General features: G+C 56.0%; 23 protein-coding genes and 3 tRNA genes. 17 read left to right on the plus strand and 9 right to left on the minus strand.

From position 1 onward, the window contains the following. Positions 1 to 29: 29 nt before the first annotated feature. Complete coding sequence (locus VJ369_RS08550) at positions 30 to 1,847, minus strand: ABC transporter substrate-binding protein (protein ID WP_324091658.1); 1,818 nt, start codon at positions 1,845 to 1,847, stop codon at positions 30 to 32. A 196-nt stretch (positions 1,848 to 2,043) separates the two neighbouring features. Beyond that, positions 2,044 to 2,982 carry a 2-hydroxyacid dehydrogenase gene (locus VJ369_RS08555; protein WP_324091659.1) on the minus strand — a complete coding sequence of 313 codons (939 nt, stop codon included), beginning with the start codon at positions 2,980 to 2,982 and terminating at the stop codon, positions 2,044 to 2,046. 172 nt (positions 2,983 to 3,154) lie between these two features. On the opposite strand from VJ369_RS08555, the gene VJ369_RS08560 reads away from it, so the two are divergent. The 6 genes from VJ369_RS08560 (at position 3,155) to VJ369_RS08585 (ending at position 6,237) form a co-directional block, all read left to right on the plus strand. Beyond that, positions 3,155 to 3,227: transfer RNA gene (locus VJ369_RS08560), tRNA-Lys, on the plus strand. A gap of 292 nt (positions 3,228 to 3,519) precedes the next feature. Continuing rightward, the gene (locus VJ369_RS08565) at positions 3,520 to 4,470 is read left to right on the plus strand and encodes a zeta toxin family protein (RefSeq protein ID WP_324091660.1); all 951 of its coding nucleotides are present in this window, start codon (positions 3,520 to 3,522) and stop codon (positions 4,468 to 4,470) included. A gap of 228 nt (positions 4,471 to 4,698) precedes the next feature. Beyond that, a tRNA-Lys gene (locus VJ369_RS08570) sits at positions 4,699 to 4,774 on the plus strand. A 63-nt stretch (positions 4,775 to 4,837) separates the two neighbouring features. Continuing rightward, on the plus strand, positions 4,838 to 5,332 hold the full coding sequence (bcp, locus tag VJ369_RS08575; RefSeq protein WP_324091661.1) for a thioredoxin-dependent thiol peroxidase: 495 nt from the start codon (positions 4,838 to 4,840) through the stop codon (positions 5,330 to 5,332). Positions 5,333 to 5,420: 88 nt separating this feature from the next. Continuing rightward, positions 5,421 to 5,505, plus strand: a tRNA-Leu gene (locus VJ369_RS08580). Positions 5,506 to 5,667: 162 nt separating this feature from the next. Next, positions 5,668 to 6,237, plus strand: coding sequence for a MarR family winged helix-turn-helix transcriptional regulator (locus VJ369_RS08585; protein ID WP_324091662.1), 570 nt, complete (start codon positions 5,668 to 5,670; stop codon positions 6,235 to 6,237). Positions 6,238 to 6,241: 4 nt separating this feature from the next. On the opposite strand, the gene VJ369_RS08590 is transcribed toward VJ369_RS08585, so the two are convergent. Continuing rightward, entirely contained in the window at positions 6,242 to 7,705 is a 1,464-nt protein-coding gene (locus tag VJ369_RS08590) for an SDR family oxidoreductase (protein WP_324091663.1), read from the minus strand. After that, positions 7,702 to 8,520, minus strand: a complete 819-nt coding sequence (locus VJ369_RS08595) for a TspO/MBR family protein (protein ID WP_324091664.1) — start codon at positions 8,518 to 8,520, stop codon at positions 7,702 to 7,704. Before VJ369_RS08595 ends, VJ369_RS08590 begins: the two co-directional genes overlap by 4 nt. 118 nt (positions 8,521 to 8,638) lie before the next feature. Here VJ369_RS08595 and VJ369_RS08600 point away from each other — a divergent pair, with 118 nt between their 5' ends. From VJ369_RS08600 to VJ369_RS08640, 9 genes are all read left to right on the plus strand, one after another. After that, positions 8,639 to 9,106, plus strand: a complete 468-nt coding sequence (locus tag VJ369_RS08600; protein ID WP_324091665.1) for a MarR family winged helix-turn-helix transcriptional regulator — start codon at positions 8,639 to 8,641, stop codon at positions 9,104 to 9,106. After that, positions 9,103 to 10,179 carry a polyprenyl synthetase family protein gene (locus tag VJ369_RS08605; protein ID WP_324091666.1) on the plus strand — a complete coding sequence of 359 codons (1,077 nt, stop codon included), beginning with the start codon at positions 9,103 to 9,105 and terminating at the stop codon, positions 10,177 to 10,179. Before VJ369_RS08600 ends, VJ369_RS08605 begins: the two co-directional genes overlap by 4 nt. A 3-nt stretch (positions 10,180 to 10,182) precedes the next feature. Then, a complete protein-coding gene (locus tag VJ369_RS08610) occupies positions 10,183 to 11,061 on the plus strand; it encodes a phytoene/squalene synthase family protein (protein WP_324091667.1) in 879 nt (292 codons plus the stop codon). Continuing rightward, positions 11,058 to 12,647: a phytoene desaturase family protein gene (gene crtI, locus VJ369_RS08615; protein WP_324091668.1), complete on the plus strand. Its 1,590-nt coding sequence runs from the start codon at positions 11,058 to 11,060 to the stop codon at positions 12,645 to 12,647. Before VJ369_RS08610 ends, crtI begins: the two co-directional genes overlap by 4 nt. Then, positions 12,644 to 12,994 (plus strand): lycopene cyclase domain-containing protein, encoded by a 351-nt coding sequence (locus VJ369_RS08620; RefSeq protein ID WP_324091669.1) that lies wholly within the window; start codon positions 12,644 to 12,646, stop codon positions 12,992 to 12,994. Before crtI ends, VJ369_RS08620 begins: the two co-directional genes overlap by 4 nt. Beyond that, positions 12,984 to 13,310: a lycopene cyclase domain-containing protein gene (locus tag VJ369_RS08625; RefSeq protein WP_324091670.1), complete on the plus strand. Its 327-nt coding sequence runs from the start codon at positions 12,984 to 12,986 to the stop codon at positions 13,308 to 13,310. Before VJ369_RS08620 ends, VJ369_RS08625 begins: the two co-directional genes overlap by 11 nt. Continuing rightward, positions 13,307 to 14,167, plus strand: a complete 861-nt coding sequence (locus VJ369_RS08630; protein WP_324091671.1) for a prenyltransferase — start codon at positions 13,307 to 13,309, stop codon at positions 14,165 to 14,167. The genes VJ369_RS08625 and VJ369_RS08630 overlap by 4 nt, the downstream gene beginning before the upstream one ends. A gap of 32 nt (positions 14,168 to 14,199) precedes the next feature. After that, positions 14,200 to 14,718: an isopentenyl-diphosphate Delta-isomerase gene (gene idi, locus VJ369_RS08635; protein WP_324091672.1), complete on the plus strand. Its 519-nt coding sequence runs from the start codon at positions 14,200 to 14,202 to the stop codon at positions 14,716 to 14,718. Between the two features lie 132 nt (positions 14,719 to 14,850). Beyond that, positions 14,851 to 16,002, plus strand: coding sequence for a N(5)-(carboxyethyl)ornithine synthase (locus VJ369_RS08640; RefSeq protein ID WP_324091673.1), 1,152 nt, complete (start codon positions 14,851 to 14,853; stop codon positions 16,000 to 16,002). A gap of 351 nt (positions 16,003 to 16,353) precedes the next feature. Here VJ369_RS08640 and VJ369_RS08645 read toward each other — a convergent pair whose 3' ends face one another. Together VJ369_RS08645 and VJ369_RS08650 are read right to left on the minus strand one after the other, a co-directional pair. Continuing rightward, positions 16,354 to 16,482: a hypothetical protein gene (locus VJ369_RS08645; RefSeq protein WP_324091674.1), complete on the minus strand. Its 129-nt coding sequence runs from the start codon at positions 16,480 to 16,482 to the stop codon at positions 16,354 to 16,356. 166 nt (positions 16,483 to 16,648) lie between these two features. Further along, positions 16,649 to 19,306 carry a LuxR family transcriptional regulator gene (locus tag VJ369_RS08650; RefSeq protein ID WP_324091675.1) on the minus strand — a complete coding sequence of 886 codons (2,658 nt, stop codon included), beginning with the start codon at positions 19,304 to 19,306 and terminating at the stop codon, positions 16,649 to 16,651. An 838-nt stretch (positions 19,307 to 20,144) separates the two neighbouring features. Here VJ369_RS08650 and VJ369_RS08655 point away from each other — a divergent pair. Continuing rightward, positions 20,145 to 21,506 (plus strand): nucleotide sugar dehydrogenase, encoded by a 1,362-nt coding sequence (locus tag VJ369_RS08655; protein ID WP_324091676.1) that lies wholly within the window; start codon positions 20,145 to 20,147, stop codon positions 21,504 to 21,506. A gap of 647 nt (positions 21,507 to 22,153) precedes the next feature. Here the strand turns inward: VJ369_RS08655 and VJ369_RS08660 are convergent. The 3 genes from VJ369_RS08660 to VJ369_RS08670 form a co-directional block, all read right to left on the minus strand. Further along, positions 22,154 to 22,555 (minus strand): hypothetical protein, encoded by a 402-nt coding sequence (locus VJ369_RS08660; RefSeq protein WP_324091677.1) that lies wholly within the window; start codon positions 22,553 to 22,555, stop codon positions 22,154 to 22,156. Between the two features lie 112 nt (positions 22,556 to 22,667). Next, a complete protein-coding gene (locus VJ369_RS08665) occupies positions 22,668 to 24,170 on the minus strand; it encodes a bifunctional diguanylate cyclase/phosphodiesterase (protein ID WP_324091678.1) in 1,503 nt (500 codons plus the stop codon). After that, the gene (locus VJ369_RS08670) at positions 24,167 to 25,165 is read right to left on the minus strand and encodes a hypothetical protein (protein WP_324091679.1); all 999 of its coding nucleotides are present in this window, start codon (positions 25,163 to 25,165) and stop codon (positions 24,167 to 24,169) included. The genes VJ369_RS08665 and VJ369_RS08670 overlap by 4 nt, the downstream gene beginning before the upstream one ends. A gap of 137 nt (positions 25,166 to 25,302) precedes the next feature. Here VJ369_RS08670 and VJ369_RS08675 point away from each other — a divergent pair, with 137 nt between their 5' ends. Then, on the plus strand, positions 25,303 to 25,464 hold the full coding sequence (locus VJ369_RS08675; RefSeq protein ID WP_324091680.1) for a hypothetical protein: 162 nt from the start codon (positions 25,303 to 25,305) through the stop codon (positions 25,462 to 25,464). Positions 25,465 to 25,553: the final 89 nt, after the last annotated feature.

Consider the following 25,553-nt stretch of genomic DNA (forward strand, 5'->3'; position numbering starts at 1 on the left):
AGACCCAGTAGCGCACCGGTTAAAAATCGTTAACTGGAAAGTGCGGGTGAGTTCGTCATCTGCACGTCCAGATAGCTCTCATTGAGCATAGGGGAGGACGGGTAGTAAGTGACGTTGGAGTTGAAAGCCAACGCAGAGATGGGAAATACCAGTGGGACCAGCGGTAGATCGGTGTTCAGCGTGGTCAAAATGCCGGTTAAAGCGGCGGTGCGTTCGTCCCCAGCTGGCAACGAACGAGCCACCAACGCCTGTGAGTCAAGCAACTTAGAGGTGTATCCGAACTCATGTTCTTTAGTTCCCAAAATTCCGGAAATAAAGTCATCCTCTAATCGGTAACCGCCGGAGAAACCCAACAGATGCAGTCCGGTGAAGTCTTTTGAGCGGATCTTCTGCACATAACCATCGGTCCACGGAATCGGGCGCGGCTTGATTCGAATACCCACGGTGGCTAAATCTTCGGCAAGCTGGGCAAAGGTACGCTCGGGCAGCGGCAGATAGCTGCGTGAGACCCGCAACGGGTAAGTGAACTCAATAAGCTCACCCTTGTAGCCAAGGCCCGCCAAGAGTGCTTTGGCCTTGTCGACGCTGTGCGTGATGGTGTCCTCAGGATCTGGGACGCCAAAGGTTGGCGGCAAGATGCTCTGCGCGGCCTTGGAACCCTGCAAGAAGAGTTTGTCTGCCAGCGAGCCGCGGTCAATTGCGTGCGCAATAGCTTTACGGAAGTCTGGTTTGGCCAGCCAGATATTGCGTCGGTCCATTCCGAGGTACAGCACCGAGAATGGGTCACGCTGCACTACCACCTTGGCGCTGCGCACCAAGGAGCGCATGATGTCTACCGAGACCATGTCAAAGCCGTCAATTTCCTCGGCCATCAACGCGCTTTCACGGTTGTACGGGGAGGAGATCGAGGAGACTTCCACCAGCTGCGGATGGTTGGGGTTATTTCCCAACTTTGCTTTGTTCCAGTAGCCGGCGAAGAGTTCTAACTTCACAATGCCATCAGCGTTGGAGACAAATTTGTACGGGCCGGTACCAACAGGCTTGGTAAGCAGTGATTCACCTGGATTGGTCTTTGGCCCACCGGCCAAGGATTTTGGAGCGGCAATGGCCATGCCAGGGAGGGTCAACGCTTCGATGAGCCCTACGCGGCGTCGGCGCAGTTTCAGTGTAACGGTGTAGTCGCCGGCGGCTTCGACGCCCGCAAAATAGCTGGCGCTGCCACCTGAAGATTTGCCCGTGAATAAGTCACCGGCAAAAACAGTCTTAAGTTTTTCAAGTTCAGCCAGACGCAAAGTTTCAGCCGCGCGTTGTTCCTCGGTCAGCTCTTCGCCCTTTTCCAACGTCAGTTTCAGCTCGGCCTCGGTGGGCAGCTTCGGAAGATCTTCTTCGTGGTGGAATACATGCCCGAAACCTTCAGATGCACGCTCGGCCAAGGGCTTGGGCAATTTGACCCAGCGGTTGAAGTTGGCCACGACCGCCTTGGCATTAAAGGCGCTGCCATCATGAAAGGTGACACCTTGGCGCAGGGTGAAGGTGTAACGCAGTCCGTCTTCACTCTCAGTCCAGGCTTCGGCGAGCCCGGCAATGGGGCTGCCAGTATTTGGATCAATGGAAATCAGGGTTTCATAGACCTGGCGGGTGATCCGGAAAGACTCGCTGTCATTGGCTAAGGCTGGATCCAGATATACCGGGGGAGCGGAAGAGGCCAGGCGCAGTGTGCGCGGGGTGGCCGGCTTAGTGGGCGAGGCGCTCACCGAGGCCTGAGCTTGTCCATCCTTGGAAGTGCAGGAAGCCAAGGCCAACGTTGTCGCAGCGAGTGATCCGGTGAGCATCATGCGTCGCGTCACGAGATGGTGTTGCTTCGAAGGCACAGTGAAGACTCGACTTCCTGGTAAATGGTCGCGGTACCGAACCAAAAGAAATCAGCAGATTTCCCGGTGGTGAACGGTTGGGTATTTATCAAAGATAGCGCACACCACTTGCGGCACCCCGAGTATCTGCCGGGATGCCGCAAAGTGGCATCAAATTGTTAGCTAAAAAGCCTTAGCTGGTGATCTGGTGCACAGCATTTTCGCCGAGTTCACCCGCGGACCATGCTTTGAGCTGTCTTTTGAGCAGGCTGACCATACGTGGGAAGAATGCCGAGGTATTGCCGCCGTTATGCGGCAAGATCAAGGCGTTGGGGCACTTCCACAAAGGGTGGCCGCTGGGCAATGGCTCAGGATCAAAAACATCTGAGGCAACCGAGAGCCGGCCAGAGGCTACCTCGGCTACCAGTGCGTCGGTATCGACGACCGGCCCGCGAGCCACATTGACGATGAGTGCACCATCAGGAAGTTCGGCGAGCAGCGGCGCATCCACCAGGTGGTGGGTGGAATCATTGAGCGGAACGATGAGGATTAGTACCTCAATCTCCGAGGCGCGCTGAGCCAGCTGATCAATGGACAGCACTTCGCCGTGCTCATCGGTGCGGGCACGGGAGCCAAAGCGGAGCAGATTGACCTCAAAGGGTGCTAGACGTTTGCGGATTTCCTCGCCGATGCCGCCCACGCCCAACAGACCTACGGTACGGTCGGCCAATCCGCGCCACTGCATGGGATTCCAATTGCCCTCGGCCTGGTCGCGTACCGCTTGCGGGAACCCGCGTAACGAGGCGATGGCCAGCCCGACGGCCATCTCGGCGGTAGCCGCCGCGTGGACGCCTGCAGCAGTGGTGATGCTGGCACGGTCACCGACCAGATCAACTAGTCCGTCAAAGCCCGTGGTCTGGGTTTGCACGTGGGTGACGTTCGGTGCCTGATTGATGTTGCGCAGGCTATGCGGGGACGCCATGTACGGAAAGACCGTGATATCGATCTGCGCTAGGTCAGTTTCTGGCTCATTAACCAAGTCCCAGATGACCGGGGTGAGATTCTCCGGCATTGGACCGACAGCGTCGAGGAGTTCTTGGGTCGGGAAGGAAACCGTGCGTTGGTTGCTCATGGGTTCACTGTACAAAGTTGTGAGGCTCTACGGAATAACCCCAAGTCATCTCCTGTAACGAAGGTCACCGGAAGGCAGATGCCTCTCGATTTGCACTCCGGCTGAAAGCTGGTAAAGTTTTATCTCGTTGCGAAAGCGCGAAGCACAAAAAGCTTCTAGAACATCGCAGCGGGCGCCTCTAGCTCAATTGGCAGAGCAACTGACTCTTAATCAGTAGGTTTCGGGTTCAAGTCCCGAGGGGCGCACAGTAGAAAAGGTCGGACTTCGGTCCGGCCTTTTTGCGTTTCCGAGATCATCTGCCACGGTGCCAGCTTTCTAAGCAAGTGTTTGGTGATGTAAGTCCTAGTGGGTATTTGTTTTGGGTGGGTTTTGTAAACCTTTTCTGGCGCTTAACCCGAAACATGGGCTGCTCGGTACTGGCTTAGCCTTAATTTCCAGCCGAACCCCATAGATTAGTTTGTGGAACATTTCTTGCTGATCCAAGATCATTGATCGTATGCGAGCCGGAATTTATAAGGATTCGAGGGGGCTTCTGCCTTGGCAGATAACGAAGTAATTGAACAGCACCGCCAATCGGTCAGTGACCTATCGGCACCGGGTGAAGCCTTGGCCAGAGATTCTGCGCATGTGACCGTGCGAAACCCTAAGTGGTTCACCGAGGTGGAGCCGGGCGTGTGGGTGGCCACCGATGTGCGAAAGCAACTGCATGAACAATTAAAAAACGAATTCTTGGCTGCCGTGCCAGAAGTCCGCGCCGACCGGCGTGCGTTGGTTTTAGCGGGTCCTCCCGGGGCAGGCAAAAGTACACTGCTTGGCCAGGTACTTGAAGGGAACCTTGAGCACTATGTGGTCATTGATTCTGATGAATTCAAAGAGGCGCTGCTTCGCGAGGCGCAGTCCGATGGCAGTTATGAATCGTGGATTAAACCTCAGGTTGTCAAAGACTTGGAAGACCAAGGTGAAGAATTCTTCCCCTTGGACCTGGCCACACTGGTTCACGAGGAATCTTCGATACTTGCCGAGCAGTTACGCAGTGACTGCATTGATTTGGGATACAACCTCGTAGTTGACAAGGTACTCGCTTCACTTGAGCCGGCCTTGGAGTTGATCAGCGACTTAGACGCGGCTCGCTATAGCGTGCAGATTATTGAGGCGCATGTGCCTTACGAAGTCTCCGAACAGCGCATCACCGAGCGTTGGGAAGAAATGCACGAGGCCTCTCTGGCCGGTGAAGACGATTTGGGTGCACGGTGGGTACCGTACGAATTCGCTCGTGAGGTATTCAACGGACCTGGCGATAAATCAAAGCCGGAAGCGGTAGCCGAACATTTGGCCAATGAGTGTTCGGCTGTGCGTCGATATCGCGTGTACCGCACTACCGGTGAGGCGCTGGATGGTTCGGCCGGCTATGGGCAACTGCGAAGCGACTTCCGCCGCGCTGAACGTGGTGCACCTTTGGTTGAATTTGAGGTTGAAAGCAGGGTCTGACCCCTTTTAGGGATTGCCTTTGGCGCTAAATGTGGCTCAAGCCACGCAGGTATTTTTGATTGATTTTTGGTGATATTGCATCAAAAATATCTGAATTTCCTTGTTGACTAGTGGTTATGTGTCATCGACGGGGGAGGGTGGCCGATTTTCCTTTTAGGTGCAGTTCTGCCTATGATTATCTACGTCGCAAAGACATGTTCCGGAAACGGACTAGTCAGAGCGAAGTAAGCGCCTCTAGCTCAATTGGCAGAGCAACTGACTCTTAATCAGTAGGTTTCGGGTTCAAGTCCCGAGGGGCGCACCATTAGATCCGGTCTGAATTCTTCAGATCGGATTTTTTGTATACCCAGCAAAAGGAGTTCTACCGATGAGCAATGAAGCAACCACGCCTACTCGCTTAGCAGTAGGGGAACAGGCCCCAGACTTCACTTTGAGCGATGCCGAAGGTAATGAAGTCTCGCTGTCCAGCTACCAGGGCAAGAAGACCATTGTGTACTTCTACCCAGCTGCCTCGACACCGGGCTGCACCAAGCAGGCGTGTGACTTCCGTGATTCCCTGGCCTCGCTGCAGGGTCTGGGCTACGAAGTTCTAGGAATTTCTCCGGACGGCGTGACTAAGCTGGCCAAATTTGTTGCCAAGGAAGAATTGAACTTTCCATTACTGGCCGATGAGGACCATAAGGTCGCCGAAGCTTATGGCGCCTGGGGAGAAAAAAAGAACTATGGCCGCACCTACGAGGGTCTGATTCGTTCCACCGTAGTAGTCGACGAACAGGGCAAGGTCACGCTGGCTCAGTACAATGTGCGTGCTACAGGTCACGTCGCAAAGCTTCGCCGTGACTTGGGGATTGACCCCAAGTAGCGCCGACGTTTGCCGATTTTATATCTGCGAAAAAGTCCGCTATGCTAGTTGAGGTCGAGTTACCGGGCAGCAAGCCGGTGTAGCGCGAGCGAGTATGGCGGAATTGGTAGACGCGCTGGATTTAGGTTCCAGTGTCTTCGGACGTGAGAGTTCAAGTCTCTCTACTCGCACCAAAGATATAAAACCTCCCGGACTTCTAAAGTTCGGGAGGTTTTGTGTATCCAGCGAAAAATTTGTGCAGGCTAGGTGTCGTTGCTCCCGCGCACCGCGGGAGTAAGCTTTGGAAGAGTCATCCCACGCGGGAAACGATGCAAGTGATATTCAAGGGGTGGAATGTGGAGCGCGAAAAGCTGCCCACGATGTTTAGTCTGGCGCAATCGGATCCAGAGCAAGCGCTCATACCCCGCGCCGATATTCCCGCGCAGGACCTAGAGCAAATTGACCGCATCATGGCTGAATTTGGACGGCTGCGAGCGGTAGAGCGGCGCATCATGCTTCGCAGTCAGAGTTACATGAAGCTCAACGAAACCGATATGCGCGCCATCCGCCAATTGATTTCCGCTAAGCACGCAGGTGAAGCCGTCACCCCGAGTCTGCTTGCCCGCCACTTGGGAGTCACCACCGCCTCGGTGACCAAGATGATTGACCGGCTCGAAGCCGGTGGGCATGTGGTACGCAAACCACATCCCACCGACCGGCGCTCCCAACAGGTGGAAGTCAGCGCAGAAACCCATCTCGCCGCCCGCGAACAAGTGGGGCGTCACCACGCCAAGCGCTTCGACGTAGCGCGTAATTTGAGCTCTGCCGAACGTGACGTCGTGATTCGTTTCCTCGCTGGCACCTCCGACGCCCTGGAAGATAGCCTTGACGGGAACGAACCCCAGGCTACCGAGCCGGATAAATAATCGTTTAGTTCGTGCTGGCTTCGGCCTGCGACACGATGCTGCGCAGCATCGAGGAGAAGATGAGCCCATGAAATGGGTACACCGACCACCAATACAATCGCCCGGTGAGACCCCGGGGGAAGAAGATGGCTCGCTGGGTGAGCCGCGTCTTCCCATCTGATTCCGGGCTTAGCTGGAATTCAAGCCACGCGCTGCCGGGCACGCGCATTTCTGCACGTAAACGCAATAACTGGCCAGGTTCCAGAGCTTCAACCCGCCACCAATCCACCACATCTCCCAGGGCTAGGCTGTCGCGTTGCCTGCGGCCGCGGCGTATTCCTACACCTCCAGCAAGTTTGTCCATGAGTCCCCGCGCTTTCCAGAGCAAGGGGAACGTGAAGTATCCTGCTTCTCCGCCAATGCGTCCCACCACGGCAAACAATTTTTCGGCGCTGGCGGTGGTATCAGCGGTCCGCTGATCTAAGTAAACCCGGTGTCCTGCCCAGTCCGGGTCTGAAGGCAACGGATCAGCCGGCGCAGTGACCGGATGGGAGGTGGCCCAGTTAGTCTCCACCGAGTCGGAGCGGATCTTCTCAAGGGCCAGCGCCACCGCACGCGGGTAGTCTGTCAGGCCGCCACTGGGGCGTTCAATTAGCTCATCAATATCCCAGTTGCGCATCACGCAGTCATGCTGCAGGGAATCAACTAAGGCTCCGGCGAGCGTGTGAGGCAGGGGAGTGACCAGATTGACCCAATGCGAAGCCAAACGTGGCGTGAGCAACGGTAAGGCTATAACCCAAGGTTGGCGCAATCCAGCCGCGGAGGCGTAACTGCGCATCAGTTGTGCGTAGCTATAGGCGTTAGGCCCGCCGATATCGTAGGTACCCTGCACACCGTGCGGAAGTTCGGCGCAGCGAGCCAGGTAGTGCAAGGCATCGCGCACGGCTATGGGCTGGACCTTATTGAGCACCCAGCGTGGGGCGGGCATCACCGGCAGCACATCGCTGAGGTGGCGGATCATTTCAAAGCTTGCCGAACCCGAACCGATGACGAGTCCGGCTTGCAAGGTCAGCAGCGGAACCGGGCCGGAACCCAGGATCTGTCCAACGCTCACCCGGGAAGAGAGATGATCGCTGAGTTCCCCCTCAGGATGGAGCCCGGACAGATACACCAGCTGTCCTACCTGAGCCTTGGTCACGGCACGCAGCATATTGTGTGCACCGTCTTCTTCGGCTTGCTTAAAATTATTGGTATTGGACATTGAATGCACCAGGTAGTAGACAACGTCGGCTCCTGCGCAGAGCTGCGCAACTGCTGCGGGGTCCTCAAGTGTTCCAATGACCACCTCGACCTGAGCACGCCAGGGCACATCTCGAAGGCGTTCTTCATTACGGGAGAAAACCCTGACCTGGTGGCCTCGTTCCAGAAGCAGTGGGACTAGCCGCCCGCCAATGTAGCCGGTGGCCCCGGTGACGGCGATGATGCTCATGGCCGGCTCATTTCTGCGCGGTGGCGCTGTGAAAATGCAATGGCCAGCGCCCCAATGAGCAGCACGCCCGCGATTACCAGCGCGGAGTATCCCACGAGTGTTGATTCGTTGGTGCCGGTCAGCCGGCTATGTCCAATCCAAGCGATACCCCAGGTCATGGCCAATGCGGTGTAGATCTTTCCGTGAGCATATCGGGTTACGCCTAAACCAATGACCGCTGCCACGACTATGAGCAATACCGCAGCGTAGGGTGCCCAGGCCGTATCAATTCCTACGTTCCAGGAGGACAGAAGTGCAGAGGTGTTGGCAATGCTCGCTACGCTCACCCACCCCAGATAGAGGCCAAAGGTTAGCCACATGATCCAGTGTTCGGCTCGTGAAGCGGTGCCGAAGTTCACCAGTCGCAGCAAAATCCAGATCAAAACCCCAAGCAAGATGAAAATCACAATGGTGCTCACCAGTAGCTGATCCAGCTGGACCACAGCAATCCACGCGGCATTGAGCAGTGCCGAGGCTGCCACAGGAACCCGCAGCGCGCGCAAGGTCCGCGAACGACGGCCTTGAGGCAGAGCCTGATAGATGGCAAAGACTGCCAGGCCTAGATAAATGACGCTCCAGATGGAAAATGCTGGGCCTGAAGGGGCTAGCAAGGTTGAATCCGCGCTGAGGTATCCACCGGCTGCTTCTTGTATCGGGGTGCCACCCATTGCTCCGCTGCCGATAAAAGCCGCAGTAATTGCCGCACCCAGGGCGAGGATTTCCAATATCACCACCGGCCAAGAGGCCGGGGTGGTTTCTTGACGAGTTTGCTTCATCAGTTGCTCCGGACGATTGTTTGTTCGGTTTTCTCGAATGTCGGGTCGACAAATCAAGATACTTAAACCATGATGTATCTAGAGAAGCTAATAATCAACCTATCGAGAGAAGTTCTCTATGGAAACCCCACCGGACACCCGGTCTTCGAAGGTACTGCGCCTGATGGAGCAGTTCCAAGAAGCATACATAGAAGCAGAAGAGGGCTATCGTAAAGAACTCGGTCTGAATGAAACAGACCTGCGTGCACTACGCGCACTCGGGACCAATGAGCATCTCAGTCCGGGTCAACTAGCTGAACGATTGTCGCTGACCTCCGCCTCCATTACCGCTGTCCTCGACCGGCTGGCCACTCACGGATACATTCGCCGCGAGGCCCACAGCCATGACCGGCGCAAAACACTGATTCGGCACGGCGAAAATTTTCCGGGAATCCCGCAACAGACGGCACTGCGACTACGCAGCATCTACCGCGCGTTCCGAGAATTAAGCGAAGCCGAGCAGCAAACCGTTCTCGGCTTCCTGACGCAAATTTGCAAAGTATTAGATTCTGCCGCAGAAAATCATCCACGGAGTAATAAATCATGAGCGCGCACACCGCCCACGCCGCCCTGCCTAGCTTTGCGGATACGCAAACCTTGGCCGAGATCCGCACGCACCTAGACCAGCTGGTCACCGATGCCCAAACACGCGCCGCAAGCTATTCGGCATACACAGCAAATTTGTGGGAACAAATCTCGTTGAGTATCGGCGGCGGGAAACTGACCCGCCCGGCTCTGGTGGTACTTGGCTATCAGGCCTTTGGCGGGCTGGCTTCCAAGGCATTGCTCGATTTGGCCTGTGCCTTCGAGCTACTGCACACCGCACTGCTGATGCATGACGATGTGGTGGACCGCGACTACGTACGCCGCGGAGCCCCGACTCTCTCAGCGCACTACCGCGATCTTGCCTTGGCCGCGGGACGCAGCAGCGTCGACGCGGATCACGCGGGTAATAGTGCCGCCATCATTGCCGGCGACCTCCTGCTGGCCGAAGCAATCAAAATTGCAGGCCGCTCGGCACAGGGCCTGGACTGCGAGGCTGAGGTGGAGGCAGCGTTTCACCGTGCCATTGCCCAAGCGGGTGCCGGAGAACTCGAAGACCTGCTTTACTCGCTTTCGCAGCAGCCTGCCACTACCGGGGAAGTGCTGCGCATGGAGGAACTGAAAACCGCCGCGTATTCTTTCCAGCTCCCGCTGCAGGCAGGCGCATTGTTAGCCGGAGCAGGGAAGGGACAAGCAGAGGTGCTCGGAGATGTCGGATGCCAGCTAGGTATCGCCTATCAGGTCATTGACGACGTATTAGGAACCTTCGGGGATCCAAAAGCTACCGGAAAATCCATAGATTCGGATCTCCGCGAAGCCAAGAGCACCATCCTCATCTCCTTGGCTAGCGGCCAGCAGGGCTTCAGCTCTCAGTTGGCGCACTACCGGGCAGGAAAGAGCGAGCTAAGCGACCTACGCCGTGCCCTCGAAGAATCGGGGGCCGAGCAATTCGCCCGCAAGCTCGCCCACCAGCTGTGCACCTCGGCAACCCGCTCTGCCACCTTCTTGCGTTTGCCTGCCACGGCGCAGACCATGCTGCACGAATGCACCGCGCTGATCCTCTCACGGAGTAACTAAGCCATGGAATTGACAGACCTACAACGATACTCAGCCACGGCAACGCGCAGTGCAAAGGTAGTCATCGGTGCGTACTCGACTTCCTTTTCACTGGCCTGCAGAATGCTGGACCGCGTCACTGCCCAGCACATCTCCAATATTTACGCATTGGTGCGTCTGGCCGATGAGGTTGTTGATGGGGTCGCCAGTGAGGCAGGTTTGAGCGGTGCTCAGGTGGCAGCCGTCCTGGATGCCTTGGAAGCGGAAACCGTACAAGGTATGGAACGCGGGTACAGCACCAACCTGGTGGTGCATGCCTTCGCAGCTACGTGCAGGGCCACCGGTATCGGCGTGGAACTGACCGAACCATTCTTCGCCTCGATGCGCGCAGACCTGGTTCGCAACGATCACGACGCTTCGTCTTTGGAAGATTATATTTACGGCTCAGCCGAAGTCGTGGGACTGATGTGCCTGCAGGTCTTCCGTGCGATGCCCGGCAAACATCACAGTGAGTCACCCAAAGCGGCGCAGGCGGCCAGAAGCTTAGGCGCAGCCTTCCAGAAGGTGAACTTCCTGCGGGACCTTGCCGCCGACAGCCAGCAACTGGGCCGGAATTATTTCCCTGGTGCTGCGGCCGAGACATTTAGCGAAGACCAGAAGGACGAGCTAGTGGCACAGATTTATGCAGACCTGGCAATAGCGCGCGAAGGCATTAGCCTGCTCGCACCTAGCGCAGCACGAGCGGTACGCATAGCCCACGACTTATTTGCCGAACTCAACCGGCAAATAGATCACACCCCGGCGCGGGAGCTGCTGACCGAGCGGATCTCGGTCTCAACACAGCGCAAGGCCTTGATTACCTTCAAGGCCGTGCTCGCTACTATTTCTTGGAGTACTAAATGAGCTCAGCTTCATCGCGCATCGTGGTGATAGGCGGAGGGTTTTCCGGACTGGCCAGTGCCGGTCTGCTCGCTGCCAGCGGACACCAGGTGACTTTGCTTGAACAGCACCCCAGCCTAGGCGGGCGCTCCGGACGGCTGCACCGCGAAGGCTTCAACTTTGATACCGGACCCTCGTGGTACCTGATGCCCGAGGTCTTCGACCACTGGTTTAAGCTCATGGGCTCCAGTGTGGATCAGCATCTTGATCTCCGTCAGCTCCCCGTGGGTTACCGGACCTTCTTTGAAGGTCACAGCAATCCGGTAGATGTGAAAACCGGCACCCAAGTACAGGATCTCTTTGAAGAACTGGAAACGGGTTCTGCCCCCGCCTTAGCTAAATACTTGGACCGGGCCGCGACCGGCTACAGGCTGGCCCGGGATCATTTCCTCTACGACGATTTCAACACCCTGAAGGGCTTGATGCATCCGGCGATAGCGCGCCACGCGCTCACCCTGGCTTCACTGCTGACTAATAACTTGCAAGGTTATGTAGCCAAACGCTTCCGTAACCCACAACTACGCCAAATCCTGGGCTACCCGGCAGTATTCCTAGGTTCTAGCCCACGGCGTACCCCAGCTCTCTACCAATTGATGAGCCATTTAGATCTCACCCAAGGGGTGCAATACCCGATGGGAGGATTCGCGGCGCTCGCCGATGCGATGGGTGAGCTCGCGCAAAGCCGTGGAGTACAAATCATGCTGGGAGCTACAGCCACCAAAATTGAAACCGGGCGGCGCCCGGAAACGGCAGTCGAAGCAGTGCGCTGGATTGACTCTGCAGGCAGGATGCAACGCACCGAAGCCGATGTGGTGATTGGAGCGGCAGACCTGCATCACCTTGAAAGTGAACTACTGGAGCCGTCGCTGCATACCTACCCAGCGAAAACTTGGAAGTCCAAAGACCCTGGCCCCAGCGCGGTACTGCTCTGCTTGGGCGTCACCGGCAGCCTTCCGGAACTCGAACACCACAACCTGTTCTTCACCAAGGACTGGGACGATAACTTCGCACGCATCCACGAAGGCCGCGAGCTGGCTACGCACACCAGCATCTACGTGTGCAAACCCAGCGCCACCGATCCCTCCGTTGCTCCGGAAGGACACGAGAATCTCTTCATCTTGATCCCGGCGCCAGCCTTACCGCAATGGGGTAGCGGGGGAGCTGACGGTCAAGGAGACCCAATGGTGGAACGGGTAGCGGACGCGGCCATCGACCAATTGGCGCAGTGGGCCAAGATCCCGGATCTGCGAGAGCGCATTGTGGTGCGGCAGAGCATTGGACCAGCAGACTTCGCCACCCAATACGGTGCCTTCCAAGGCTCCGCTTTAGGACTGGCGCACACCCTGGGGCAAAGTGCATTTTTACGCCCGAAGAACCGCAGCAGCAAAGTATCTGGACTCTACTTCGCCGGAAGCTCGGTACGACCAGGGATCGGTGTACCCATGTGTCTGATCAGTGGGGAACTCGCCGCTAAGGCGGTTAACGGCATCAATACTCCGGGAGCCATCGATGAGACCAGCTGGATGCGGAAGCACGGGATGAAACTATGATTTATCTACTGATCTTGCTGGGATTGCTGACCTGCATGGCCCTGCTGGATGCGCGCTTTAGGCTTTTCATATCTGCCAAGCCGCTGGCCGCCCTACTGAGCCTGATTCTGGGTACGGCGTTTTTCCTCCTGTGGGACGTATTGGCCATTAGCCAGGGGATCTTCCTGCACCGGGATTCGCACCTGATGACAGGAATAATGGTGTCCGAACAACTGCCGCTGGAAGAAGTCTTCTTCCTGATATTCCTGTGCTATTCCACCATGGTGGTGGTCACCGGACTGCCGGTTCTACTCCGCACACTCCGTAGGAACAAGGCAACGGCTACCGGAGGTCACAATGTTTCTTGAAATGGGATTCTGGTTTGTCACCGCAGCAGCACTGCTGCTGCTAGTAGTTTTTGTGCTCAAACGGATCAAGTACGGTCACGCGCTCGCCGTGCTCGGGATGGCATTGGGCATCATGGTGGTGCTCACCGCGATCTTTGACAATGTGATGATTGCGGCCGGACTCTTTGATTACGGGCAGCAGACATTGCTTGGCCTGTATGTAGGACGAGCGCCTATAGAGGACTTTCTCTACCCGCTGGCTGCGGTCATTTTGATGCCTGCGCTGTGGTGGCTCTTTGGCGGCAAACCAACTGTACACAAGGAGTCGGCGAAATGATCCGGGCTATTTTGGCGACCTCCCGCCCGGTGTCCTGGGTCAACACCGCTTACCCATTTGCAGCGGCCTACTTGATTGCCGGACAGCAAATCGACTGGCTTCTGGTAGTTGGTACGGTGTTCTTCCTATTTCCATACAATTTGGTCATGTATGGGGTCAACGATGTCTTTGACTATGAATCTGATCTGCGGAATCCACGTAAGGGAGGTATTGAAGGAGCGCTGTTATCCAAGAACAAACACCGCATGATTCTTGCCGCCAGTCTCTTCAGCGCACTTCCTTTTGTCGTGGCACTGATGCTGGGTGGAACGGCGCTCTCAAATATCATCTTGCTGATCAGCCTGTTTGCGGTTCTTGCCTATAGCGCACCGAAGCTGCGCTTCAAAGAACGACCGGGGCTGGACTCTCTAACCAGTGCAATACATTTTCTCTCGCCGGCAGTTTATGGCTGGGTGCTGGCGGGCAGCTCCGTGGCAAGTACCCAGTGGTGCGTCTTCGGTGCCTTCTTGCTCTGGGGAATGGCAAGCCACGCACTGGGAGCCATCCAAGACATTATTCCTGACCGTGAAGGACATCTCGGATCAATTGCCACCGTACTTGGTGCAAGGCTGACCCTGCGCCTGGTGTTAATTGCCTACCTTTTGGGTGGGGGATTGCTGGTTCTTGGACTCCAGTGGCCCGCGGCGTCCGCCGCGTTACTGGTCATCCCCTACCTGCTCAATGCGCTTCCATACATACGGGTAAGTGATGCAAATTCACAAGAAGTCAACCGGGCATGGAAGAGATTCCTGTGGGTCAATTACCTCTGTGGCTTCTTGCTTACTATGCTAATTATTTACACGACCATGTTCGCCTAGGCGAACAATCAAGCTAAGGAAGTGCTCACTTCATGGACGTCATCTTGCTTTCCGAGGACGGCGAACCAATTGGCGCATGTCCCAAGGAATTGGTGCATACCGAAAACACCGCGTTGCATCAGGCGTTTTCCTGCTATCTCTTTAACACCCAAGGTCAATTGCTCGTCACCCGCCGGGCACTGTCGAAGCTCACTTGGCCAGGGGTCTGGACCAACTCCTTCTGCGGCCACCCCATGCCCGGCGAACCAATAGAAGAAGCGGTACGCCGCCATGCGGCACACGAACTAGGTACACGGATCACCGAACCGAGCGTAGTACTGCCGGGCTTTGCCTACCGTGCCGTGGATGCCTCGGGAATAGTGGAAAACGAACGCTGCCCGGTTTTCGTCGCGACGTTGGCCAACGAACTGACAGCTAACCCGGATGAAGTCATGGATTACCAGTGGGTGGATGCGCAGAACTTCGAAGCTTCGGTGGCGCAAACCCCTTGGGCGTTTAGCCCATGGGTGGTAGAACAACTCGCCCAGTTCTCACCACAGCCCACAGGCTGAGTTCGCGTTTTTCTCTCTACCCCAACAGCTCAAATACGTCGGTATAAGTCTGGCGTTTGGTACGGCACTGTACCGTGAGCTGTATGGGGTGGTCTATTGTGGCCTGCTCCACAAAGAAAGAGAAAACAACGCATGAATTCGACAAATGACCTGTCACTGGGTGTCATTGCAACTTCTCGGAAGACCGATGAACGGCGTTTACCGATCCACCCGATGCACTTCGAGCGCATCGAAGAGCGCTTCCGCAAACGAATGATGGTTGAAACCGGCTACGGTCTCCCATGCGGCATCGATGACGAACAACTCGCACCGTTGGTAGGCAAAATTGCCTCACGAGGCGAAGTCATGAAAACCGCAGATATCGTGCTGCTGCCTAAGCCGCAGCATGCAGACCTCGAAGAAATGCGCGAAGGACAGATCCTTTGGGGCTGGCCGCACTGCGTTCAGGACCAAAAACTCACCCAGCTGGCGGTAGATAAGAAGCTGACGCTGATCGCCTTCGAAGCGATGAATCACTGGGGTGTCGACGGGAGCTTCGGGCTTCACGTATTCCACAAGAATAACGAGCTTGCTGGCTATGCTTCGGTGCTTCATTCCATGCAGCTGTGTGGGGTGACCGGAGACTACGGGCGCCGTCTGTCTGCGGTGGTCATTGGTTTTGGAGCGACCGCTCGCGGTGCGGTGACTGCCTTACGGGCGCACGGTGTTAATGAGATCAAGGTGCTCACCTCGCGCGCTGTGGCAGCGGTGGCCTCACCAATTCACGCGGTGGACATGGTGCAGTTCGAACACGAAGACGGTCCCAACTTGGGCGAAGTGACCACCGATACCGGCAAGGTGCCCTTGGCGCCGTTCCTCGCGGAACACGACATGGTTATTAACTGCACCCTGCAGGATCCCAATGCACCACTGATGTATCTGAGTACCGAAGAACTGAGCGCCTTTGCCCCAGGAAGCTTGATTGTTGATGTCTCTTGCGATGAAGGGATGGGTTTCGAGTGGGCTAAGCCGACCACCTTCGCTGATCCAATGTTCAGCGTGGGAAAGAACATCAACTATTACGCGGTGGACCACTCGCCCTCATATCTGTGGAACTCGGCCAGCTGGGAAATCAGCGACGGATTGCTGCCATTCCTCGACGTGGTGCTCGCCGGGCCTGGAGCTTGGAACGAGAACAAGACCATTGCGCGCGCCATTGAGATCCAGGATGGGAAGATCAAAAATCCGGCCATCTTGGAATTCCAGCACCGTGATGCGAACTATCCGCACCAGTTGCTAGCGTAAGAACTCTTGAGCCTGTGATAGGTGAAATCTGAGGCTGTTTTTGCGTACCGACCGCTTCGGGTTGGTGCGCAAAAGCTTTCTAGGGCGTTGTTCAGTTCGCTCAGTTCCCGGCACATAGGAACTGAACACCGAGAAAAAGAAGAATTAGCAGGCCAGAAACCACCGGAATAAGACAATTTCTGCACCTGAAATTGCCAAGCGATTTCAGGAACACGTCTAGCTTTCTTAATTGCCGATGGGGGATGAGAAGTCCGAGGCCTGGGAGTTATTTCCGGCTTTGTTCACTGCGGCAATGAGTTGCTCAACGGAGGTTTGTGCTGGGGCGTGGTCCACCCCGATACGGCCCGAGGATCAGAGTAACTGAAGCTCGTCAATCCCCTCGAGTCGGTCAACTTGCTTCTCGATTTTGGATACGCACGATGGGTTGGAGAAGCGTTCGGCACGGAGCAGTGTGGAAGTGCTCGCAGTTGTCGCAGACATGGTGAAACCTTTCACTCAAAACAGAGAAGGAGCACTAGTTGGAATGATTTCCAACTAGTGCTCCTGAGCGTATCTGTGTGCTGAAATATTGTCCTAGACGTGGATCAAGTGCGTACTTCGCGCAAGTTCGGCCGGGTAGAACGCCAACTGCCAATGAGGCTACGGGTTAGTTCGAGCCTGAGGCGAAATGCGCCGAGAGCTGTTGTCGATTCCGTGTACCGGTTTTGCGGAATAGCCGCGTCAGTCTGGCCTCCACGGCACTAACCGTGATGAATAGTTCTTCGGCGATATCCTTATTTGTCATGCCTTTTCGAACCATGGCGACAACCTGGGCCTCGTCGGTGGAGAGCATTTTGAAATAAGAGTCCTCCGCGGTGTTAGCGGTGCTAGCGTTTACGCTTGAGAGCTGAGATTCGACCCGTTGCGCCCAGCCTAAGGCCCCAATATTCCGGTAGATGGTGCGCGCAATAGCAAGTTGCTCGATGCTCTGTTCTATCCGGCCAGCAGTTCCCAAACGGGTCCCAAAGCAGTGGTGGATTCTTGCGAGTTCAAGTTGGCCATCTGAGGGTTGCCACATATCGAGCAGTGCTTGGAAACGAGCGCGAGAAATATCGCCGGGCAATGCGATGGCTTGAGCGCGAAGTATCAACATCTTGGCATGCCGACCCGAAATTCTAGCCATCAAAGATTGAGTAGCTCTGAATTCATTGGCTGCTTCTTGAACATGATGAGCGCAGGACAGTGCCTCGATGAGATTTACGCAGGTTTCCACGTAATGGATACTGACGATTTCGCCGTGTGCCAGTTGCGCCTGCTGAAAGTACGTGACTGCTTCATCAAACCTTGCGCCCATCAGCGCTTGTAGTCCTTGAAGCTCGGTGACCAGAGTGGAGTAAATTGAGGGCAGCTGTCCTATCACGAAGGGGCGCAAAGCATCTAGGACGGGGCCCGCCTTATCGGCGCGGTCCTTCATAATCCAATACCACGCGTTGATAATACATGGCAGCGGACGCATCAAGTCCACACCGGACGAGGCGTTCCAGCGTTCTACCGCTCGTAATGCCCGCGGTACCTCATGAGCCGTGATGGCAAATTGGGCTTCGTACAGTAGCCCCAATGATTGGTAGACAACCTCGGTGCTGGTCCCGTTCAGCAGCGGCAAAAGTGCAGTGCGCGCCTGTTCGTGGTAACCAAGCCTCGAGAGCGCAGAGGCGACAGTCAGGAATGTAATGCCATTAACGTCGGCTGCTTTTCGCTGGATCACCGACTGATAGATAGACATTACCGACGCTTGGTTTCCGGTATACGAGTCATGGAGTACCTGGGCGTGCTGGAAACGTGGACCAGGCGCTGATTTAGCTTCGGAAAATAATCTCCGGGCATGCTGCAAATCTGTGTGTGCTTCGTCAAGCTTTCCATCGAGGCACAGGGCCAGAGCGCTCATGCTCATTAGATTTGCGCTGAGTGCGAGGTTATTTGCTTGGTGCTCTTCCACCGCATTATGGATACTGGAAGTGGGGATGGTTGAGCCTTCGAGGACACGCAGTTCTACCTCTTGGTTTAATAACATGAGTTTCTCGTCAGATGCCAGATTGAAGCCATCGAGATATTTGATATAGCGCCAGGCGATACCTAAATGTGCACTGCGCATGAGTTGCTGAATGAATAGAAGGAGTTCGGGCGCCGGATTCTCATTATCGAGGTGAGTCAGGGTCCATTCAACAACTTCAATGGCTGCATGGATGTAGCCGGCGTCAACCAGGCTGACGGCACTACGAATTAGCTGGCGTGAGGGTATCTGCGAATCGTCAACCCGGCTTTGATGAAATAGCTTGAGTTCTATGGAGTTAGCGGCTTCGGCGATGAGCTGATGCATCTGGCGGCGTTGCAAAGAACCGATACCCCAAAACAAATGGCTGCGCATGAGGGCATTGGGAAGGTTGAGTAATTCTTGAGAAAATCTCACGACACCGGCGTTTACCAGTTCGCGGAGGTCATGCTCCGAGACATCAGGAATTTCTAAGGCCACGTTATATGGCAGTACCGGGCCAATCGCGATGTGTTTCAGCGCTGTAATCTGCGTTGAGGTAAAGCGCGATTCCAAGGCACGCAATGTGGAAGAGGACTCTATCCGTGCATGGTAGGGAAGTGTCAGGGGCTCCCGATTCGACTTTTGTGCATCCGACAACGAACGCACATGTTCAAGTAGCGTCCCGGGATTTCCACGAGCAAAACAAACAAGAATTTCGGCGACGGACTCCTGTAGCTCGATAACACTTTCTTCTATGGCCATCTGTTTCAGGGTCAGTGAATCCACGATCTCCAACTGGAAGCGTTGGAAGACGTCGAATGGCTCAGGTGCCGTAGCTGAAGTAATCGTGGCGATAAAACTTACACGGTTGCCCTGCAGCCGGCTTGCAAGGAATCCTAAGATCCGTTGACTGTCGGGATCCATGAAATCTAAATCGTCAATAAGGAATACCGTGTCTGGTTCAATTTTTTCGGTGAGTTCTGGGAGCAACGCCATGGCGATTCGATAACGGTCGACTACAGAATCCGTAGAATCGGGGAAGAGCCCAGAGACCGCAGGGGAAAGCTTCAGCGGAACAGCCGAAATAAAAGAGAGTAATCCAGACAAGGGCCACGCCGAATCGTGTTTGCCCGAACGTATAAGACGGTGGGGGTGTCCGTCGAGCCGCTGGCCAATTTGTTCGAGTACCCAGGATTTTCCCAAACCGGATCCGCCCGTCACGATGGCAACTCTGTCACGGTATCCTTGCGTGAATTTTCCCAGCTTATCAAGAAGCATTTGCCTGTTATGCATGGGATTTTCCCGGCCAGAAATGGTAGTACCGGATGGAAGAATGCGGATTTAAAAACAACAAGTCGAGTACTCCCCAAAGCACCTAATTTAGGTTCAGTACTGACGAACCTTTGCGAGTGTAGGTTGCGCTCCCCAGCGATACCTAGTTGATCTTTATTATGGCCAACTAATCCAACAATACGATGAAAGAAGGAATAGGTAAAAAGTATCACGGAGTATTTCAGAAACCATTTAGGGGTGCCTTTAGCGCTTTGGACGTTTAGCCAACCAAAACTAAATTTGGCATACATTCTTCTGTCCTGTGGGTGCTGAGGAGTTAGCTTTAGGCACGCTGAAGGTGGGTTCTAAGTGCAGGATATATTTCTTGGCGCTCGGCACAGAATGGCTTAAACCCAGAAATTGGACGTCAATGTGGCGAGGATGATTCTCGGTGTTCCACGGTGCTCACACATCGAGCCCATCTGGAGAAGACCAGTACGCATGCTGGATATTTCCCAGCATTACCGGCTGTTCGGTCACCACGAAACAGCGCGTGTACGCACGATATTAGTTGAAGCGCCGTCCAAAGGTATGCGTTTAACGTGGGGTTAACCCCACATTTCTCGCTTCGCTTTGGGGTTTTCTGTATTCCTCATTGGATGTCCTAGCCAACTTGGCATGTGCCAGTTCAAGCTTGTTTCAGGACGGACCGACAGTTTGCCTGGGCTGGCGTCAACTCACTGTGCACTTTTGGGGGAGTACAGAGGAAATGTTGCGCTGGCCCTGCACCTGTTCTAACGAAAGTGGGAGCACCGTAGTATTCTGAACGGTATCTTGGAGACTTCTTGGGGGAAGCATCATGGCTGTTCAAAATATTCGTGGGAAACTCGGCCCGTCAAACGCTGTCGATACCGGAGACTCGCCGCAAAAATTCGCAGGCGAGAATCCGCGTATTGACAACAAATTTGACTACGACATCGCAGTGGTCGGTTTGGGGCCGGTCGGAGTGCGGATACTTCACAAACATTGCATCCCCAAAGTCCGGATGCTCGGGTTTGATGTCTCTGAGTCCCGGCTCGCTGAGCTATTCAATGGGTCCATGAGCTTGTCGTTGCTCGAAAATAAGAGGATCGCCCACGCGCTTGACGAACAGCTGCTGACGCTGACTGCCGATCCGGCAGCACTTGCCAGAGCTGCAGTGGTGATCATCTGCGTACCCATACCAATCCTTGAAACCAAGGTCCCAGATTATTCGCCTCTGCACGAAGCCTGCGGCCTCGTGGTAAACGCAGCGGTATCAGATCAGCTCATTGTGCAGACCACGACAACCTATGCAGGTGCTACGCGCGAACTGATTGTGGAACCATTGCGCGGACTTTCCTTAGTACCAGGCGTTGACGTACACGTGGTATTCAGTCCTGAACCAACTCACACGGATATCTCCCAGCCAAAAGATACTCATGCCCCGCGACTAGTCGGTGGATACACCACCTCCTGCCGCGAAGCGGCGGTGAAGTTTTTCGGACACGGAGTATTTACGTTCCAGCGTACTTATGGCTTGGAATCCGCGGAGATGACAAAACTCTTCGAAACCGCGTACCACACGGTAAATACTGCGCTGATTAATGAATTCGCTCAGGTATGTACGGCGCTCGATGTTCCATTTGAAGAGGTTCTGGAGTTGGCTAATCTAAATCCAGATGCTGTTTCGGATTCCTTTGCTGGCTCGGGTGCCGGTGGTTACGCGCTGACCCGCGACCCGACCCATTTGCTCAATCAATCACAAGCCGTTGATTTACAGTTTCCGGTACTTGAAGCGGCTCTGAAGTCCAACAAGCACCGCCCTGCCGCGGTGGTGGAACGTTGTGCGCGTGTGCTCGCAGATTTGGGAAAAGCCCTGTCCGGCTCCAAGGTGATGGTCATCGGTTTGTCCAATCAACCTGACACCGCGGATCTAGCTGGCTCTGTGGCGCTGCAGGTTATGGATTTGCTGCTGAAATCCGGAGCCGACGTTGGATTCCATGATCATCATTTTGCTGAACCCATAACTTTAGGGGAAGTTCAGATATCGGGATATCTAAACCCGCGTGACTTCGGTGCAGATCTGATCTTTTTACACACCCAGCATACCTATGCGGACCTGTCATGGATTCGCCATGTTGACACGGTGATTGATGGGACCTACCGGGCCAGGGGAGTGGCGAACCGGGTGCCGCTCTGAGCATTTAGATGATTTCCTGCGGGGCTCGCTGCAATTTTTCTGCAATGCATCTGAGCGCAGTTCAATCAGCCAGCTACGGTCGTTTTTCCTGCCAAGGCCGGATGGCGTATGCAGCAAGAGGGGCATTCAACGCGGAAAACACCGCGGTGCCCTCATTTTCACGAGGTGCATCGCGGTACAGCGTGAACGCCAGTGAAAGCCGGCTCAACGGGCTGGAGTACCCAGCCTTATCAACCGGTAGACGGACGGGATTAAATCTGTAGATGCGGAAAGTATCGCTGTAATCGCCGCTCGCGCGCCCGTTTCCAAAGGTTCGGAAGGATCCGTAACATAGCGTCTGCTTTACGCCGGCTCTGCACCTCCAAAGAGCCGATGGCCCGGGGTGTATCGGAGCAGCTTCGCTGCTCGGGATAGTGGGACAGTCCCCAGCCATGGGTGCCCAGATCGATACTGGATTCGGTACCTTCGTTGGCCACGCATTTGCCGCAGGCTGGGCGCTAAGGCGCCGAAGATTCGGCGTGGACGGTCTTGGGACAACTCAGCTCTCAAGAAAATCATTGAGGCAGAAAAGCCGCCCAGGCCTCAGGCGGGTATCCCGCGGCCGGCGTCCATGCAGGCAGGGACCGCCAGGCTAATCGGGTTTAACGCTACAGAGGCTCGCCATCGGTGAGGTAAGCGAGCGCTTCGTCGAGGCTAGTCACGTATTTGGCGATGCTCGAGTTGCACATGTCTGCCAGCATGAATCCGGCAAGTACCCGGTCCACGCGACTTTGACCCAGCAGTGCCAATCGTGTGGAGGGCTTTGACTTGCTCAGTCGCGGCGCCGCCTCGGGGCATACGTCGGCCAGGCCGCTGAGGTGAATCAGGGCGCGGATGCCACCCTCGGGCTCTTCACTCAACAGATACGTGCTGATTTCATGGAGCAGTGCGGGGTCAAGTGTGGTTCCCGGGGGAAAGCTGATTTCCTGGATGCGCGCCTGTAGAACGCTGACGGTCCATTGCGGCTGTGCACCGGGATGCGGCTGCGCTTCCATAGGTTGAGTGATCATCGTTCCCCAAATGTGATCGCTGACTGTCCACCAGCACCAAGTCCCGACTGAGCGGTGAGGTGAAAGTCACTAATATTTCCCGTGCCATTCTATCCCAAAGTTTGGCTAAGTTTTACCTTCCCATGGTAGGTGTGTAGGCTCCCGGCAAACCGTAAAAATAGCCTTGGAAATAAGTTGCTCCCAAGCGCTTGAGGGCTTCTTCCTGGCTGGCAGTTTCGACACCCTCCACGATGCAGTCAAGCTCGCAGGCCACCGCAAGATCAAAAATCGAGCGCAGGATTGCGCGTTGCCGCGCACTGGTTTCCACCTCGGTATTCAGCGAACGGTCGATTTTCACGCCGGCAACGGGCAGCTTGCTGAGGTAGCCGAAGGAAGAATATCCGGCCCCAAAATCGTCGATGTACACTTTCACCCCCATGTTTCTCAGGCCATTGAGCGTGTACAGCTCTAACTTGCCATCGGAAATATAACGCTCCTCGGTGACCTCGATGACCAAGCAGGCGGCAGGAATCTGATACCGGCGCAATTGGCTCTGGACGATGTCTGGAAATGACAGGTCGCTGAGTTCCGCCGGTGTCACGTTCACCTGCACCCGGAAGTCCTCGGGCACCGCACCCTGGGCCCGCCACGAGGAAAGATCCGACAATGTTGCAGAGAGGATTCGTGCGGTCAACTTGTCCGAGATGCCCGCGGCGGCGGCCAGCGGCAGGAATTCGATGGGCGGCAGCACGCCAAGTTGCGGGTGCGCCCAACGGGCCAATGCCTCCACACCCACATGCACCCCGGTGGCGGCGCAGACGATTGGCTGGTAGACCGGGAAAATTTCCTTCGAGGTCAAGGCATCGCGCAATGCGGCGCTGAGGCTTGCTTTTTGATGCCGCTCATAGAGCATGTACTGCTCAAACTGCATGACCTTTTGGGTGGCGTGCCGCTTAGCAACGTACATTGCGGTATCTGCCTGCTCGATCCACTGCTCGGAATTCAGCGCCGGGTTGCTGCTGCAGAAGCCGATGCTTCCGCCTGGAGCAATCACCGACGTGCCGAGGTCCATGGGTTCTTGCAGTACAGTACTCAGGCGCTGCCCCATAGCCTGCGCAGTCACCAGATCCGCGTGCGCCAGGATGGCGAACTCGTCACCGCCCAGCCGAGCCACAAAATCCCCGGGTCGGATATTGGCTTCCAGCCGCCGGGCGACCTCTTGAAGCACCGTGTCCCCGGCGTTGTGCCCGTGGGTGTCATTGATGTGCTTGAAGGAATCCAGATCCAGCAGGAACAGCACCGCAGCTGGTTCGCCGCGCTGCAGCGATTCGCGGTGGGCATTTAAGGCGCGGATGAGCGCCGCGCGGTTTGCCAGGCCGGTCAGTGCATCGGTGTAGGCCATGACTTCCAGCGAGCCACGGGCTTTTTCAAGCATCACCGTGCGCTGGGCAACCCGCTGCTCCAAGGCATCATAGGTGGCACCCAACCTGACCGCCATAGCCTTGATGCCCACGGTGATCGCGTCTACATCGTCGCGCAGCGGACCGGGGGATAACGACACCGAGAAGTCGCCGCTGGAGATGCTCACAATCGCCTCCACGATGTCCTCGATGCGCGGGTCAGAATTATCGCTCATTGGCCTATTCCTTGCTCGCCGGTGCTTTCCGGGGTCCACCTGGCAACGTACTGCAGCTTCTTCGCAGCCAGTGCTTCGCGCCCCAGAGAGGTCAGCAACTCGGCCCACCACTGGTAGAGCGGCACCAGATGCTCCCCGGAGCCCGCGTAGTCTGCGGTGAAATCTTCGAGCAGTTTCAGCCCTGCCTCGGGCTCACCGCTCAGCGCGGCGAGCCGGGATTGGGTCAAGCGCAATCCCATCCGGTCCAGATCCCCGGCATCGATCAGTTCGAATGCTGTTTCTGCGCGCCGCAGGCAGTCCCGCGTGGCCGAGTCGAGTAGTCCTGCCTGCAGCCTCAGCTCGGTGGAGGCACGATTGAAGCGTGCCCAGAGCAGCATGTCTTTGGCCGGCGAGAGCAGCACCGCAGCCCGGTCATGGTAGTGCAGTCCAAGCGGCAGCTGGTCGACCAGGAAAGCCAGATTGCCCAGAGTCCAATAGGCTTTGCCCTGTTCATGGGTATCGGCAATCAGGTGCAGGCAGTTATCGAGCAGGCTGTGCAGCGCCCAGGCGTCCTGGAAATTTCCTGATTCCACCAAAGCTGCAATAAGCACCTGGTAAACCTTGACGCGCAGTGGAGAATCAACAGGAAAATTGATGCTTTCTTCCCGGGCCTGATGGGCAAGGGCTAAGGCAGGTTCCAGCTGGCCAAGGCAGCGTTGGGCGGTGGATGCTTTGCACAGCGCCACAACCTGCAGGTCCGGGCGCGCAAGCAATGCTGCGCTGTGCAGCAATTGTGTGGCTACAGAATTCATGAATTCGTAATCATCGGCTTGATGAGCCGCAGAGCAGACGGCGTCCTGGACCAGCCACGCGGTCCCCGGATCGGTTTCCACGGAAAGCCGCGGGAGTAGTTCTCTGCCTAGTGCGCAGGCCGCTTCATAGTCTTCAGCCTGCACCGTGTGCAGCAGTCGGGAGACGGACATTTGCACGGAGGCTGCTGGGGGTATTTGATCCACGGAATCAGTATCGCATTATCGACCGATCACTTGTTGCCCGTGTCGATTGTCACTAGGATGAACCCCGGCGCTTCGCACTTCTAGCGGGGCGTCGTGGCTAGCAACCGCATTTTCACAAGCGAAGGATCGCACCCGCAATGAAGAAAATTAAGCAGATCGCAGTTTTGACCGCTGCGGCACTGGCACTGGTAGTCGGCGTCGCAGCCAATACCGCAGCTCCGGCTGACACCGATGCTGGTGGCTTGTGGCCATACAAGGCATCCGTCTCACAGCCAGCGGGCGGTTTGTGGCCTTACTAGGTCTTGACACCTAAAGCCGCCGGGTGACCAGCGGCGGCGAAAAGGGCCTGGAACAAAAACTCCGGCGGGCTCGCGCGATGCGCGAGCCC

It is taken from the genome of Glutamicibacter sp. (genome assembly GCF_035257265.1).
Taxonomy (GTDB): Bacteria; Actinomycetota; Actinomycetes; order Actinomycetales; family Micrococcaceae; genus Glutamicibacter.

Excerpts from the sequence above, each read along its gene's own strand:
- VJ369_RS08555 (WP_324091659.1), bottom strand. The coding sequence starts at position 2,982 with ATGAGCAACCAACGCACGGTTTCCTTCCCGACCCAAGAACTCCTCGAC.
- bcp (WP_324091661.1), top strand. The coding sequence starts at position 4,838 with ATGAGCAATGAAGCAACCACGCCTACTCGCTTAGCAGTAGGGGAACAG.
- VJ369_RS08590 (WP_324091663.1), bottom strand. The coding sequence starts at position 7,705 with ATGAGCATCATCGCCGTCACCGGGGCCACCGGCTACATTGGCGGGCGG.
- VJ369_RS08595 (WP_324091664.1), bottom strand. The coding sequence starts at position 8,520 with ATGAAGCAAACTCGTCAAGAAACCACCCCGGCCTCTTGGCCGGTGGTG.
- VJ369_RS08600 (WP_324091665.1), top strand. The coding sequence starts at position 8,639 with ATGGAAACCCCACCGGACACCCGGTCTTCGAAGGTACTGCGCCTGATG.
- VJ369_RS08605 (WP_324091666.1), top strand. The coding sequence starts at position 9,103 with ATGAGCGCGCACACCGCCCACGCCGCCCTGCCTAGCTTTGCGGATACG.
- VJ369_RS08610 (WP_324091667.1), top strand. The coding sequence starts at position 10,183 with ATGGAATTGACAGACCTACAACGATACTCAGCCACGGCAACGCGCAGT.
- crtI (WP_324091668.1), top strand. The coding sequence starts at position 11,058 with ATGAGCTCAGCTTCATCGCGCATCGTGGTGATAGGCGGAGGGTTTTCC.
- VJ369_RS08620 (WP_324091669.1), top strand. The coding sequence starts at position 12,644 with ATGATTTATCTACTGATCTTGCTGGGATTGCTGACCTGCATGGCCCTG.
- VJ369_RS08625 (WP_324091670.1), top strand. The coding sequence starts at position 12,984 with ATGTTTCTTGAAATGGGATTCTGGTTTGTCACCGCAGCAGCACTGCTG.
- VJ369_RS08630 (WP_324091671.1), top strand. The coding sequence starts at position 13,307 with ATGATCCGGGCTATTTTGGCGACCTCCCGCCCGGTGTCCTGGGTCAAC.
- idi (WP_324091672.1), top strand. The coding sequence starts at position 14,200 with ATGGACGTCATCTTGCTTTCCGAGGACGGCGAACCAATTGGCGCATGT.
- VJ369_RS08640 (WP_324091673.1), top strand. The coding sequence starts at position 14,851 with ATGAATTCGACAAATGACCTGTCACTGGGTGTCATTGCAACTTCTCGG.
- VJ369_RS08645 (WP_324091674.1), bottom strand. The coding sequence starts at position 16,482 with ATGTCTGCGACAACTGCGAGCACTTCCACACTGCTCCGTGCCGAACGC.
- VJ369_RS08650 (WP_324091675.1), bottom strand. The coding sequence starts at position 19,306 with ATGCATAACAGGCAAATGCTTCTTGATAAGCTGGGAAAATTCACGCAA.
- VJ369_RS08655 (WP_324091676.1), top strand. The coding sequence starts at position 20,145 with ATGGCTGTTCAAAATATTCGTGGGAAACTCGGCCCGTCAAACGCTGTC.
- VJ369_RS08660 (WP_324091677.1), bottom strand. The coding sequence starts at position 22,555 with ATGATCACTCAACCTATGGAAGCGCAGCCGCATCCCGGTGCACAGCCG.
- VJ369_RS08665 (WP_324091678.1), bottom strand. The coding sequence starts at position 24,170 with ATGAGCGATAATTCTGACCCGCGCATCGAGGACATCGTGGAGGCGATT.
- VJ369_RS08675 (WP_324091680.1), top strand. The coding sequence starts at position 25,303 with ATGAAGAAAATTAAGCAGATCGCAGTTTTGACCGCTGCGGCACTGGCA.